Origin of the sequence: Accumulibacter sp. (assembly GCF_032229525.1) — a bacterium.
In the GTDB taxonomy this organism is placed as follows: domain Bacteria; phylum Pseudomonadota; class Gammaproteobacteria; order Burkholderiales; family Rhodocyclaceae; genus Accumulibacter.
Map to the genome: position 1 here is coordinate 22,069 of NZ_JAVTWB010000205.1, position 13,133 is coordinate 35,201.

Annotated in this window: 9 protein-coding genes and 1 pseudogene; 5 read left to right on the forward strand and 5 right to left on the reverse strand. The window is 64.1% G+C overall.

From position 1 onward, the window contains the following. Positions 1 to 11: 11 nt before the first annotated feature. The 4 genes and pseudogenes from asd to RUW20_RS16320 all read right to left on the reverse strand — a co-directional run. On the reverse strand, positions 12 to 866 hold the full coding sequence (asd, locus tag RUW20_RS16305; protein ID WP_313953278.1) for an archaetidylserine decarboxylase: 855 nt from the start codon (positions 864 to 866) through the stop codon (positions 12 to 14). A gap of 184 nt (positions 867 to 1,050) precedes the next feature. Further along, entirely contained in the window at positions 1,051 to 2,106 is a 1,056-nt protein-coding gene (locus tag RUW20_RS16310; RefSeq protein ID WP_313953279.1) for a 2-oxoacid:ferredoxin oxidoreductase subunit beta, read from the reverse strand. A 1-nt stretch (position 2,107) separates the two neighbouring features. Beyond that, positions 2,108 to 3,946: a 2-oxoacid:acceptor oxidoreductase subunit alpha gene (locus tag RUW20_RS16315; protein WP_313953280.1), complete on the reverse strand. Its 1,839-nt coding sequence runs from the start codon at positions 3,944 to 3,946 to the stop codon at positions 2,108 to 2,110. A 100-nt stretch (positions 3,947 to 4,046) separates the two neighbouring features. Then, positions 4,047 to 5,849, reverse strand: a pseudogene (locus RUW20_RS16320) (FAD-dependent oxidoreductase); the annotation flags it as partial. A 733-nt stretch (positions 5,850 to 6,582) separates the two neighbouring features. Between RUW20_RS16320 and RUW20_RS16325 the strand changes: the two are divergent. Then, positions 6,583 to 7,029 carry a rhodanese-like domain-containing protein gene (locus RUW20_RS16325; RefSeq protein WP_313953281.1) on the forward strand — a complete coding sequence of 149 codons (447 nt, stop codon included), beginning with the start codon at positions 6,583 to 6,585 and terminating at the stop codon, positions 7,027 to 7,029. Positions 7,030 to 7,078: 49 nt separating this feature from the next. Here the strand turns inward: RUW20_RS16325 and RUW20_RS16330 are convergent, their stop codons facing one another. Further along, positions 7,079 to 7,597 (reverse strand): O-acetyl-ADP-ribose deacetylase, encoded by a 519-nt coding sequence (locus RUW20_RS16330; RefSeq protein WP_313953282.1) that lies wholly within the window; start codon positions 7,595 to 7,597, stop codon positions 7,079 to 7,081. A gap of 364 nt (positions 7,598 to 7,961) precedes the next feature. Between RUW20_RS16330 and RUW20_RS16335 the strand changes: the two genes are divergently transcribed. The 4 genes from RUW20_RS16335 to RUW20_RS16350 all read left to right on the forward strand — a co-directional run. Continuing rightward, positions 7,962 to 8,834 carry a CsgG/HfaB family protein gene (locus RUW20_RS16335; RefSeq protein WP_313953283.1) on the forward strand — a complete coding sequence of 291 codons (873 nt, stop codon included), beginning with the start codon at positions 7,962 to 7,964 and terminating at the stop codon, positions 8,832 to 8,834. A 184-nt stretch (positions 8,835 to 9,018) separates the two neighbouring features. Continuing rightward, positions 9,019 to 10,002: a tRNA-dihydrouridine synthase gene (locus tag RUW20_RS16340; RefSeq protein ID WP_313953284.1), complete on the forward strand. Its 984-nt coding sequence runs from the start codon at positions 9,019 to 9,021 to the stop codon at positions 10,000 to 10,002. Positions 10,003 to 10,014: 12 nt separating this feature from the next. Beyond that, complete coding sequence (locus RUW20_RS16345; protein WP_313953285.1) at positions 10,015 to 10,695, forward strand: methyltransferase domain-containing protein; 681 nt, start codon at positions 10,015 to 10,017, stop codon at positions 10,693 to 10,695. 267 nt (positions 10,696 to 10,962) lie between these two features. Continuing rightward, positions 10,963 to 13,133, forward strand: a 2,171-nt coding sequence (locus tag RUW20_RS16350) for a bifunctional aconitate hydratase 2/2-methylisocitrate dehydratase (RefSeq protein ID WP_313953286.1), incomplete at its 3' end; no start/stop codon positions are given.

Below are 13,133 nucleotides of genomic sequence, written 5' to 3' on the forward strand. Positions count from 1 at the left end.
GGGGCCGGGCCTCAGCGCTGGTCGGCGCGGCAGGCCATCACCTCGCCCAGGCGAATCTGGCCGGCGGCTGCCCAGGCGGGGGTGAAGCTTAGAACATCTTTCGGGAAGAGCATTACCACCGTCGAACCGAGCAGGAAACGGCCCATTTCTTCGCCCTTTCCGAGCTTTATCTGCTGCCCGTCGTAAGACCACTCGCGGAGCTTTCCGCTACGTGGCGGGTTCACTCTGCCGTGCCACACCGTAGCCATGCTGCCGACGATGGTCGCGCCAACCAGGGCCAGGACGAAGCTGCCGAATTCCGCCTCGAAGACACAGACCACGCGCTCATTGCGGGCGAACAGGCCGGGGACGCCGCGTGCGGTCGCCGGATTGACCGAGAAGAGATCGCCGGGAACATGAATCATGCGCGTCAGGCGGCCATCGGCCGGCATATGGATCCGGTGATAGTCGCGCGGACTGAGGTACAGGGTGGCAAAAGAGCCATCGGCAAAGCGGGCTGCCAGCTCGGCATCGCCACCAACGAGCGTGGTTGTCGAGTAACGGTGGCCCTTGGCCTGGAAGATCTGGTCGTGATCGATCGCGCCGAACTGACTGATCGCGCCGTCTACCGGACACAGGAAGTCAGCCTCGGCGAGCGGCCGCGCGCCGGCGCGTAGCGGCCGTGTGAAGAACTCGTTGAAGGTCTTGTAGCTGAGCGGGTCTGGATCGACTGCTTCGCTCAGGTCGACGCCGTAGCGCCGAACAAACCAGCGGATGGCGGTGGTGGTGAGCTTGCCCGCTTCGCTGCTGGCAAACATCCCGGCAAGGGTGGTGAGCGCCTGTTTGGGCAGCAGGTACTGGGCGAGTACGGCGAGACGATCGGACACGAATGGGTCAGCCAGAGGGAAGAGCCCGGATTATACCGGTTCGATCTGGCGTCAGCGGTTCACAACGTTATCGGTGAGACCAGCAGGCGACAGCCTCCCGGGTTCGACTGCGGCACCGATCACGACGCCAGCGCGCGCCGCGAGGCAGGCTCGGCTGCCCGGTCTATGCTTGCGGGGGCGCAGCCTAACGCAAGGAAGCGTTGATCTTCTCGAGCACGGCCGATCCGGGGCAGAGCTCAGCGGCACCCAGTGTGTTCAAGGGCGTGTCGACGGTGTCGATCTGCCGGTGCAGATCGCGGGCGTCGGGGTCAACGTAGAGCAGCCCGGTCACCACTTCCCCGCGCGCGGCGTGCTCCTGGACGTAGGTCATCGCGCGCACACGGTCGGTCGGGTCGTAATCGGCGTGCAGCTTGCGCAGCCGGACGATTGAGCCGTCGTGCTGGCGCACGTCGATGACCTCGCCTTCGGCATACTCGGCGGTGATTTCCTCGCGGTGCGGGAAGAAATCCAATCGGTTGACCGCTTCATTGTGCTCGCGCACGTAGTCATAGCTCTTGGTGCTGCCCGAGTGGTTGTTGAAGGCGATGCACGGCGAGACGACGTCGATCACGGCCGCTCCCGGGTGCGCGATGGCGGCCCGGATCAGCGGCACCAACTGTGCCTTGTCGCCGGAGAAACTGCGTCCGACAAAGGTGGCTCCCATCACCAGGGCCAGGCTGGCGAGGTCGATCGGTGTATCGTTATTGGCCTGTCCGCGCTTGGATTTCGAGCCTTTGTCGGCAGTGGCCGAGAACTGCCCCTTGGTCAGTCCGTAGACGCCGTTGTTTTCGACAATGTAGGTCATGTTGACGCCGCGGCGCAGCACGTGCGCAAACTGGCCGAGGCCGATCGACGCCGAGTCACCATCGCCCGAAACGCCGAGGTAGATCAACTCGCGGTTGGCCAGGTTGGCACCGGTAAGCACCGAGGGCATGCGTCCGTGAACCGTGTTGAAACCATGCGAATTGCCGAGGAAGTAGTCTGGCGTCTTCGACGAGCAGCCTATCCCGGAAAGCTTGGCGACGCGGTGCGGCTCGATGTCGAGCTCCCAGCAGGCCTGGATGATCGCCGCCGAGATCGAGTCGTGGCCACAGCCGGCACACAGCGTCGAGATCTTGCCCTCGTAGTCACGGCGGGTGTAGCCGACGCGGTTCTTGGCCAGAGTGGGGTGGTGGAGCTTGGGTTTTGCGATATAGGTCATGTCAGGCCACCCTGCCTTCGCGGAGCGGGTGAACGTTCAGATGCGAGACACGTTCAGCAATCTCCTGAGTGATGAATCGTGCGGTGATCGGTGTGCCGTCGTAGTGACGCACGGAGATCAGGCTCGCCGGATTGACGTGGGCGTCGTTGACCAGCAGTGTAACCAGCTGCCCATCGAAGTTCTGCTCGATGACGAAGACCTTCGAATGCGCCGCAATGAAATCGGCAATCTCGTTCTGAAACGGGAAGGCGCGTACGCGCAGTGCGTTGATGTAAATGCCGTGGCCCGCCAGATCGTCAAGAGCCTCGTGCATTGCCGGACTGGTCGAACCGTAGAAGATCGCGCCGAAGCGCGCTGGGTAGCGGGACGCGGTGAGCACCGGCAGCGGTACCAGCGACTTGGCCGTTTCGAACTTGTGCCTCAGCCGTTGCATGTTGTAGACGTAATCAGGGCCCGCTTCCGAATAGCCGGCGTAGGCGTTCTTGGTCGTGCCGCGGGTGAAGTAGCCGCCCTTGGTCGGGTGCGTCCCCGGATAGGTGCGGTAGGGAATGCCATCGCCGTCCACGTCGAGGTAGCGGCCGAAGTCGGCGCCGGCGTCAAGCGCATCGCGGGTCATCACCTTGCCGCGGTCGTACTCGACGCTGTCGTCCCAGGCGAAGGGCCGGCACAGCCGCTGGTTCATGCCGATGTCGAGGTCGCTCATGACGAAGACCGGCGTTTGCAGCCGCTCCGCCAGGTCAAGCGCCTGTGCCGACATCTCGAAACATTCGTAAGGATCCTCGGGGAACAGCAGCACGTGCCGGGTGTCGCCGTGCGAGGCATAAGCGCAGGAGAGGATGTCGGATTGCTGGGTACGGGTCGGCATGCCGGTTGATGGCCCGCCGCGCTGCACGTTGATCAGTACGGCCGGGATCTCCGCAAAATAGGCCAGGCCGATGAACTCGGTCATCAGCGATATCCCGGGGCCGGAAGTCGCGGTAAATGCGCGCGCACCGTTCCAGCTGGCGCCGATGACCATGCCGATGGAAGCGAGTTCGTCCTCGGCCTGGACCACCGCGCAGCGGCGCTTGCCGGTTTCGGGATCGACGCGCAACTTCTGCGTGTAGCTGATGAAGGCCTCGGCGACCGACGACGAGGGGGTGATCGGATACCAGGCGCAAACCGTCGCGCCGCCGTAAACGCAGCCCAGCGCTGCGGCGGTATTGCCATCGACGAAAATTTTGTCACCGACCTTGTCCCGGCGCTCCACGCTCAAGCCGATGGGCTTGAGGTGCTCGCGGGCGTACTCACGACCGAGGTTGAGCGCCTGAACGTTGTAGTCGAGCAACTTCTCCTTGCCCTTGAACTGCTCGCCAAAGAGTTTCTCGATCTCCGCCGGGTCGATCCCGAGCAGCTGCGTCAAGGCGCCGACATAGACGATGTTCTTGAACAACTGGCGCTGGCGTGGGTCGCTGTAAGTGTTGTTGCAAATCTCCGTGAGTGGCATGCCGAGGACGTGGATATCGTCGCGCGACCTGGCGCGCGGTAGCGGTCGGGAACTGTCGTAGAAGAGATAACCGCCCAGCTCAATTTCCCTGACATCCTGGTCCCAGGTCTGCGGGTTCATGGCGACCATCAGGTCCACGCCGCCGCGTCTCCCGAGGTAGCCGTGCTCGGTCACGCGCACCTCGAACCAGGTGGGCAGGCCCTGGATATTCGAGGGAAAGATGTTGCGCGGCGATACCGGCACCCCCATGCGCAGGATGGCACGGGCGATCAGCTCGTTGGCGGAGGCCGATCCCGAGCCGTTGATGTTGGCAAACTTGATGACGAAGTTATTTACCGCTTCGATCTTCTGCATTTTCTTTCCTCAGGCGGCTGGCTGCTCGCGATCCTCCCTGCCGCCGCTGCGGCACTCGGGTCCGGGGTGCTTGATCTTGTTCGGAGGCCGGTGTGCTGTGGCAGCCCGGTCCGGCATGGGTCATCTCGAGCAGGAACTTCTGCATGTCCCACGCGCCGGTCGGGCAACGCTCGGCGCACAGACCACAGTGCAGGCAGACATCCTCGTCCTTGACCATCACCCGCCCGGTCTTCAGCGAGTCGGACACATAGAGATCCTGGGTCAAATTGAGCGCCGGCGCCAGCAGCCGCGGGCGCAGTTCCTGTTCCTCGCCGTTTGCCGTGAAGGAGATGCAGTCCATCGGACAGATGTCCATGCAGGCGTCGCACTCGATGCACAGCTTCGGCGCGAACACCGTCTGCACGTCGCAGTTCAGGCAACGCTGTGCTTCCTGAAAGGCCAGTTGCGGATCAAAACCCAGCTCGACCTCGATCTTGATGTTTTTCAGCGCGGCATTAATGTCGCGCAGCGGCACCCGCAGGCGGCGGTCCGCCGAGACCGTGTTGTCGTAGATCCACTGGTGGATGCCCATCTTCTGCGAGATCAGCGAGGTCTGCGGCGCTGGCCGGATGGCGATGTCCTCGCCATTCAGCATGCGGTCGATCGACACCGCCGCATCGTGGCCGTGCGCCACGGCCCAGATGATATTCTTCGGTCCGAAGGCGGCGTCGCCACCGAAGAAAACGTTGGGCACCGTCGATTGCATGGTGTTGGCGTTGACTTTCGGCAGCCCCCACTCGTCGAACTCGATGCCGATGTCGCGCTCGATCCACGGGAACGAGTTGTCCTGGCCGACGGCCACCAGCACCTCGTCACAGTCGAAGTGCGCATCTGGCTCGCCGGTGGGCACCAGACTGCGCCGACCCCGCTCATCGAACACGGCGCGTACCTTCTGGAAGGTGGCGCCGGTGAGGCGGCCACCGATATGGGTGAACGCCTTGGGCACCAGATTGTTCAGGATCGGGATGCCTTCATGCATGGCGTCCTCTTTTTCCCATGGGCTGGCTTTCATCTGCTCGAATCCGGAGCGGACGATGACCTTGACGTCCTCGCCGCCAAGCCGGCGCGACGACCGGCAGCAGTCCATCGCCGTGTTGCCGCCACCGAGGACGATCACGCGTTTGCTGATCGACGTGGTGTGACCGAAAGCGACGCTGGCCAGCCAGTCGATGCCGAGATGGATCGATTTCGCCGCCTCCTTGCGACCCGGAATGTCGAGGTCGTGGCCGCGTGGCGCGCCGGAACCGACGAAGATCGCGTCGTAGCCTTCGCCGATGAGCGCCTTCAGCGACTTGACGTACTGGCCGCTGCGGAATTCGACGCCGAGATCGAGCACGTAGCCCGTCTCCTCGTCGATCACCTCTTCGGGGAGCCTGAATTTCGGGATCTGGGTGCGCATCATGCCGCCAGCGCGGGCATCGCCGTCGTAAATCACCACCTCGTAGCCGAGCGGCGCCAGGTCGCGGGCGACGGTGAGTGAGGCGGGCCCGGCGCCGACGCAGGCGATCCGCCGGCCGTTTTTCTGTGCCGCCGGTTGCGGCAGCAGGTGGCGGATGTCCTCCTTGTAGTCGGCAGCAACTCGCTTCAGGCGGCAGATCGCCACCGGCTCCTTGCGCTCGCGACCGTCCGGCGTTTCGTCCTCGACGCGGCTGCGGCGACACGCTGGCTCGCAGGGGCGATCGCAGGTGCGTCCAAGAATGCCGGGAAAGACGTTCGACACCCAGTTGACCATATAGGCTTCGCTATACAGACCAGCGGCGATCAAGCGAATGTATTCGGGAACGGGCGTGTGGGCCGGGCATGCCCATTGGCAGTCAACCACTTTGTGGAAGTAGTCGGGTGCGCTGCTATCGGTCGGTTTCAAGGCGAGCGAGTCCTTTCTTCGGCACGAGTCCGGGGTCGTGGTTGCTGGCCCCAAAAAAGAGCATTCATACTAGCGCGGCACTGCACGACTGAAAAGCGCTATTTTTCAGTGTGATGTTGGGGAAACCTCACCCAGCGGCCTGGCCATTCACCGGGCTTAATAGTTCGGGAAGTAGCGGGCTGGGGCCAGGGCAATCGGGCATGGCGGCTTGCCGAGCAGCGCCCGCGCCGCCGCTTCGCTGACCGAGATACACGCGCCGTAGTGTGGCGCTTCTCCGGCCCCGGCCGGGAAACATCGAACCGCCGGCAGTGGCTGACGGCGTGGTGGCCGCGGCATCGATGAGGGGGGCGGTCCGGGCTGCTCGCGCGGCAGTGTCGTCGGTCGTGCTGGCTGCCGCAGTCGGCGGCATCAGCGGTATTGGCACCGTCGTTACGATACCCGAAGGGGCATCGGGCAGGGGCGCCGTAGCCACCGGCGTCGTCGGCGCGGTGACCGGGGGGCGAGTGGGGCGCCGGGGCCGGCCCGGAGATCCAGAAAATCAGCAGCAGCCACCGGCGTCGACCGTCGCGGGGCCAACAGGCTGCAGTCGGGATCTCGGCAAGCGTGGCGTTCGGGGCGACACCGAGAACGGCATACAGGCTGATGGTGGAAGGCATCCGGCCTTTCCTGTTGGCGAGTATTGGTCTCAACAAGGTAGTAAGATGAACGACCGAGACTCACGGAGGTATCGATCATGTTACGCAATATCGTTTTCTCGTTCCTGGCGTTGCTTCTGGCGGTCTCGGTTCGCGCCGAAGTGATCGATATCGACAATGCCGAACTCGCGCGCCTTAGCGCCGCCGGGGTGCCGGTGATCGACATCCGCACGGCCGGCGAATGGAAGGACAGCGGAGTTGTTCAGGGCAGCAAACTGATCACCTACGTCGATGAGCGCGGCCAGGTCGATGCGCCCGCCTGGCTGGCCAAGGTGCAGGCTGTGGCGAAGCCTGATCAGCCGGTGATCGTCATCTGCCGCAGCGGTAACCGGACCAGGGCGGCAAGCCAGCTTCTCTCCGGGCAGGCGGGTTACCAGAAGGTGTACAACGTCAAGGGCGGCGTGCGCGCCTGGGTGGACGAAGGGCGGCCGCTGACGCCGATGGCCAGCGCCGTGGCGGCGTGCCCTGCGGGAGCCCGCTGCTGAAAGCTCGCTGCGGCCATCACGCTTGCTGGTGGCCTCCCGACGACCAGGCTCAGGTCGCCGCGTTCCCGAGCAACTGCTCATAGACCTGCAAGTCGCCCGCCGAGAAGCAGCAGAAGATCACCTCCTCGATCGATCCGCCTACCTCCAGCGATGAGCGAACCGTCGACACGGCGACCCTCGCGGCCTGCTCGATCGGGTAGCCGTAGACGCCGGTGCTGATGCTGGGGATGGCGAGCGTGCGAATGTCGTGGTGCACGGCGCATTCGATCGCGCGCCGATAGCATGACGCCAGGAGTTCGGGTTCGCCACTGGTACCGCCACGCCAGACCGGACCGACGGCGTGAATGACGTATCGGGCAGGCAGGCCGTAGCCTGTGGTGAGCTTGGCGTCGCCGGTCTCGCAGCCGCCGAGAAGGCGGCATGCGTGCAGCAACTCGCGGCCGGCAGCGCGGTGGATCGCCCCGTCAACACCACCGCCGCCAAGCAGCGACGAGTTGGCTGCATTGACGATCGCATCAACTGTCAGGGTCGTGATATCGGCTCTAAGCGCGCGCAGCAAGCTTGGCATGGTATCGCGGTCTGCGAAAGGGGTTGGTCGGGCGGCGGGAAAGCTTCGGCGGCAGTACGGCTGTCGGCACCTCGGGTCAGGCACGGCGCGCCGGACTGAAACGAAGAAACGACAAGGATGGTGGCGATTCTAGACCAAGCTCGTGACGGGTCAAGCCCGGGTTTTCAGCACACAAGCCGTGCCGGCGTTGCGCAGTTGGACGTCCGGAATCTCCCCCGCAGCCTCCGTTGGATGCCTTGCGGCTGACGCTTTTTTTGCGACCGCAGCCAGTATCCATGCTGGTATAGTCGGCCCCCGTGGGGTTATTGCTGCTGTCCGTGGCGTGCCACACCATATTCAGACAATTGCCAGAAAAGGGGGTCCTATGTCTTTGTCAAGTACCGATAACGCGGCACGCCTGGTCGCGGTCGCCGCTGCAACTGCGCTGCTGGCCGGCTGCGCCAACATGGAAATGGGTTCAGCCGATGCCAAGACCACGGCCACCGGTTCGGCGGGCGGTGCCAATGCCCAGAACGCCAACAGCCAACTTGAACGGTGCGCCAGCTCGCTTGGCACGATTGCCGTCGTTGAAGATACCAACGCGCCGTGGTATGGCATCCTGACCGGCCAGATGCGCCTGGGTTCGACGACACCGGTGCTCAAGCTGTTGATCCAGCAGTCCAACTGTTTCGTGGTGGTCGAACGTGGCCGGGCGATGAACAACATGATGCAGGAGCGTGCCCTGGCAGACTCCGGGGAGCTGCGCAAGGGCTCGAAGTTTCAAAAGGGACAGATGGTCGCGGCTGACTTCTCGATGAGCCCATCGATCACCTTCAGCAACCAGAATGCCGGCGGGATGACTGGCGGGCTGGGTGGCATCAATCGCAGTCTCGGCGTGCTCGGAGCCATTGCCGGCAGCATGAACGTCAAGGAGGCCAGCACGCTGCTGACCATCATCGATAACCGTTCGGGCGTGCAGCTGGCGGCTGCCGAGGGTAGCGCCAAGAACATGGACTTCGGCGCCATGGGCGCCCTGTTTGGCGGTAGCGTGGGCGGTGGGCTCGGCGGTTATTCGAACACCGCAGAGGGCAAGGTCATCGTCGCGGCCTTCACCGATTCCTATAACAACATCGTCCGGGCGGTGAAGAATTACCGAGCTCAGGAAGTTCAGGGCGGCTTGGGTACCGGTGGGCAATTGGGTGTCCAGGGAGCGGAGGAAGCTCAGGCGCCAGTGAAGAAGAGCACGAGAAGGAAGTAGGCGGCGTCGGTCGAAGTGGGGCCGGCAGGTCCGGCCCCTGGCATTTTTTGGCGCTTGCATCAGCGCTTGCGCAGCCGAGCGGCGGTGGTGGTCGGTCGTGAACTGCGTCGGACAAGGCGCCAGACGCGTGCCGATGGCTCGTGTCGGCGGTCCCGTAGAATGGCGACACGAGTTCGGACGGAAGATGGGAAAACTGCTGCTGGCACCGATGGAAGGTCTGGTTGACGACGTCCTGCGCGATGTGCTGACGCGGGTGGGTGGTTACGACCTGGCGGTGAGCGAGTTTGTCCGCGTGTCCGGCAGCCTGTTGCCGCCGCGCGCCTTTCGCCGGCTCTGCCCCGAGCTCGACAGGGGCAGCCGCACACGCGCCGGCACACCGCTGGTGGTGCAGCTCCTCGGTAGCGATCCGGCATGTCTGGCAGAAAACGCGGCGCAGTTGGTCGAGCTCGCGCCAGCGGGCATTGATCTCAATTTCGGCTGTCCAGCGCCAAAGGTCAATCGCCATGGCGGTGGTGCGATGTTGCTCGCCGACCCCGAGCAGCTGTTCCGTATTGCCACAGCCGTCCGGCGAGTGGTCCCTGCTGAAATCCCTTTCACGGCAAAGATGCGGCTCGGCGTACGGGATACGGCACGAACGCTGGACTGCGCGCGCGCACTGGCAGCTGGAGGTGTCGACGCCCTGGTGGTGCATGCACGCACTCGTGCCGAGGCTTATCGACCGCCGGCCCACTGGGAGTGGGTTGGTCGGATCCGCGAAGTGGTGCAGCAACCGGTAGTCGCCAACGGCGAGGTCTGGACGGCGGCTGATCATGCCCGCTGCTGTGCGGTCAGCGGCAGCGACGACGTGATGATCGGGCGCGGGGCGGTTGCCGATCCCTTTCTCGCGCGGCGCATTTGTGCGCTGCGGGCTGGGGAGTCGATCGAGGCCGATCGATCCGCCGACTGGCGGCAGCTGCAGCCCTTGCTCGCATCCTACTGGCAGCAAGTCTGTGCCAAGGTCGCGGATCGGCATGCGCCTGGCCGGCTCAAACTGTGGCTGGGTTCCCTCCGGCGCAATTTCAGCGAAGCCGAGGTCTTGTTCAGAGTGGTCAGGACGCTGAGCTCAGTTGACGAAATCAGCCGCACGCTCGAGTTACATGGCGTGCCCGCGTTGCGGCCAACGGCCTGACATCGGCCGCCGGTGCAAGGCCGTTCCCACGTTCCGAGCAGCGCGCAGACGGGCATCCACGAGCAGCTGTCGGCCGTTCTCGATCGGCACGCGAACGCGGCTTTCCGCAAACCCTATGCTGACTACAATCGGGCCGCATTTACGGCAAGCTTTGAGCGCTTCCAGCAGCTGGCACCGGGCGCCCCGCTGATCCTCGATGCCTGCTGTGGGGTAGGGGAAAGCAGTGTCGCTCTCGCGCGCGCTTTTCCAGCGCACTACGTGATTGGTGTCGACCAGTCGGCGGCACGGTTGCAACAAGCCCAGCGCCGTCAGGGAAGCGATCGAGCGTGGCCCGCCAATCTCGATCTGGTGCGTGCCGATCTGGTCGACTACTGGCGCTTGCTGCACGATGCGGGCGTTCGCCTCGATCGTCACTACCTGCTCTATCCCAACCCTTGGCCGAAGATCGGCCACCTGCGCCGACGCTGGCACGGACATCCGGTATTTCCGGCGATGCTCGCCCTGGGCGGTGTCCTCGAGTGCCGCAGCAACTGGCCGATCTACGTCGCCGAGCACTGCCTGGCGGTGCAGCAACTCAGCGGACGATCGACAGTTGCCGAGCCGTTTGTTCCGGATCCGCCGATCACCCCCTTCGAGCGCAAGTATCTCGATTCCGGCCATCGCCTGTTTCGTGCGGTCAGCGATCTAACTTGAGGCAATGCACGCAGCCTCGGCGACCGCGTTGGGCATCGACAACGGCCTTGTCATCCGAACGCTGTGACCCTGGCCGCGACCCAAGGCTTCACGACAGGTCGTATGTCTTATATAATACATACCAATCAGGCGGGTTGGTTGGCAGGCGTTTTGCTGCCCCGCGGGGACAAAGCCCCGTTCCGCCGCGAGGTCGCACGTCGGTTGCCGTTCCGGCCTTGCAGTACAATGTGTGTCTTGCTGCCGAAAACTTTGAGAAAGGACGTTGCCGTGCTGGAATCCTATCGTGCCCATGTCGCCGAGCGCGCTGCGCTTGGTATCCCGCCGCTGCCGCTGACCGCGCAGCAGACCGGGGAACTCGTCGCTCTGCTGAAGAACCCGCCAAAGGGTGAAGAAGAGGCGCTGGTCGAGCTGATCACCTACCGTGTACCGGCCGGTGTGGACGACGCAGCCAAGGTCAAGGCCGAGTTTCTCGCCAAGGTCGCCAAGGGCGAGGAAAGCTGCGCGCTGATCTCGAAGGAAAAAGCCACCGCACTGCTCGGCACCATGCTCGGCGGTTACAACGTCAAGCCGTTGATCGAGCTGCTCGGCGGTCCGACTGCCGCGATCGCCGCCGAAAGCCTCAAGCGGACCTTGCTGGTGTTCGACTTCTTTCACGACGTCAAGGAACTCGCCGACAAGGGTAACGCCAACGCCAAATCGGTCATGCAGAGCTGGGCCGACGGCGAGTGGTTCACCTCGCGTCCGGAAGTGCCCGCGTCGCAGAAATTGACCGTCTTCAAGGTCACCGGCGAAACCAATACCGACGACCTGTCCCCAGCGCCCGATGCCTGGTCGCGCCCGGACATCCCGCTGCACGCGCTGGCGATGCTCAAGAACGCGCGTCCCGGTATCGAAGCCGATACCCCCGGCGAGCGCGGCCCGATCAAGCAACTCGAAGCGCTGGCCAAGAAGGGCAACCTGATCGCCTACGTCGGCGACGTCGTCGGCACTGGTTCGTCGCGCAAGTCGGCGACCAACTCCGTGCTCTGGTTTACCGGCGAGGATATTCCCTACGTTCCGAACAAGCGCTTCGGCGGTTTCTGCCTGGGCTCGAAAATCGCGCCGATCTTCTTCAACACCATGGAAGACGCCGGCGCGCTGCCGATCGAACTCGACGTCGAGCAGATGGAAATGGGCGACGAGATCGAATTGCAGATTGATGCCGCCACCACCAAGGTCACCGCGCTCAAGAACGGCACGGTGATCGCCGAATCGCAACTGAAGACGCCGGTGATCCTCGACGAAGTGCGTGCCGGTGGGCGCATTCCACTGATCGTCGGCCGTGGCCTGACCACCCGCGCTCGCGAAGCGCTCGGGCTGCCGGTATCGACGCTCTTCCGTCTGCCGCAGAATCCCGCCGACACCGGCAAGGGCTACTCGCTGGCGCAGAAAATGGTCGGCCGCGCGTGTGGTCTGCCGGAAGGCAAGGGCGTCCTGCCCGGCACCTATTGCGAACCGCGGATGACCACCGTCGGCTCGCAGGACACCACCGGACCGATGACCCGCGACGAACTCAAGGATCTCGCCTGCCTCGGTTTTTCGGCCGACATGGTGATGCAGTCCTTCTGCCATACCGCCGCCTATCCGAAGCTCATCGACGTCAAGATGCACCGCGAACTGCCGACTTTCATCAGCACCCGTGGCGGCGTCGCGCTGCGTCCGGGCGACGGCATCATCCATTCCTGGCTCAACCGCCTGCTGCTGCCCGACACCGTCGGCACCGGCGGCGACTCGCACACCCGTTTCCCGATCGGCATCTCCTTCCCGGCGGGTTCGGGCCTGGTCGCCTTCGCCGCCGCTACCGGCGTCATGCCGCTGGACATGCCGGAATCGGTGCTGGTGCGCTTCAAGGGCAAGCTGCAGGACGGCGTCACCCTGCGTGACCTGGTCAACGCCATTCCCTACTACGCCATCAAGCAGGGCCTGCTGACCGTCGCCAAGAAGGGTAAGAAGAACATCTTCTCGGGCCGTATCCTGGAAATAGAAGGGCTGCCGGACCTCAAGATCGAGCAGGCTTTCGAGCTTTCCGACGCCGCCGCCGAGCGTTCCGCCGCTGCCTGCGCGATCCAGCTCGACAAGGCGCCGATCATCGAGTACATGACCTCGAACATCACCCTGATGAAGTGGATGATCGCCACCGGCTACGAAGACAAGCGCACGCTCGGTCGTCGCATCAAGGCCATGGAAGCATGGATCGCCAAGCCCGAACTGCTCAAGGCCGACGCCGGTGCCGAGTACGCCGCGGTGATCGAAATCGACCTCGCCGACGTCACCGAGCCGATCGTCGCCTGCCCGAACGATCCCGACGATGCCAAGCTGCTCTCCGAAGTCGCCGGTACCAAGATCGACGAAGTCTTCATCGGCTCGTGCATGACCAACATCGGCCACTTCCGTGCCGC

Excerpts from the sequence above, each read along its gene's own strand:
- RUW20_RS16310 (WP_313953279.1), bottom strand. The coding sequence starts at position 2,106 with ATGACCTATATCGCAAAACCCAAGCTCCACCACCCCACTCTGGCCAAG.
- RUW20_RS16315 (WP_313953280.1), bottom strand. The coding sequence starts at position 3,946 with ATGCAGAAGATCGAAGCGGTAAATAACTTCGTCATCAAGTTTGCCAAC.
- RUW20_RS16325 (WP_313953281.1), top strand. The coding sequence starts at position 6,583 with ATGTTACGCAATATCGTTTTCTCGTTCCTGGCGTTGCTTCTGGCGGTC.
- RUW20_RS16330 (WP_313953282.1), bottom strand. The coding sequence starts at position 7,597 with ATGCCAAGCTTGCTGCGCGCGCTTAGAGCCGATATCACGACCCTGACA.
- RUW20_RS16335 (WP_313953283.1), top strand. The coding sequence starts at position 7,962 with ATGTCTTTGTCAAGTACCGATAACGCGGCACGCCTGGTCGCGGTCGCC.
- RUW20_RS16340 (WP_313953284.1), top strand. The coding sequence starts at position 9,019 with ATGGGAAAACTGCTGCTGGCACCGATGGAAGGTCTGGTTGACGACGTC.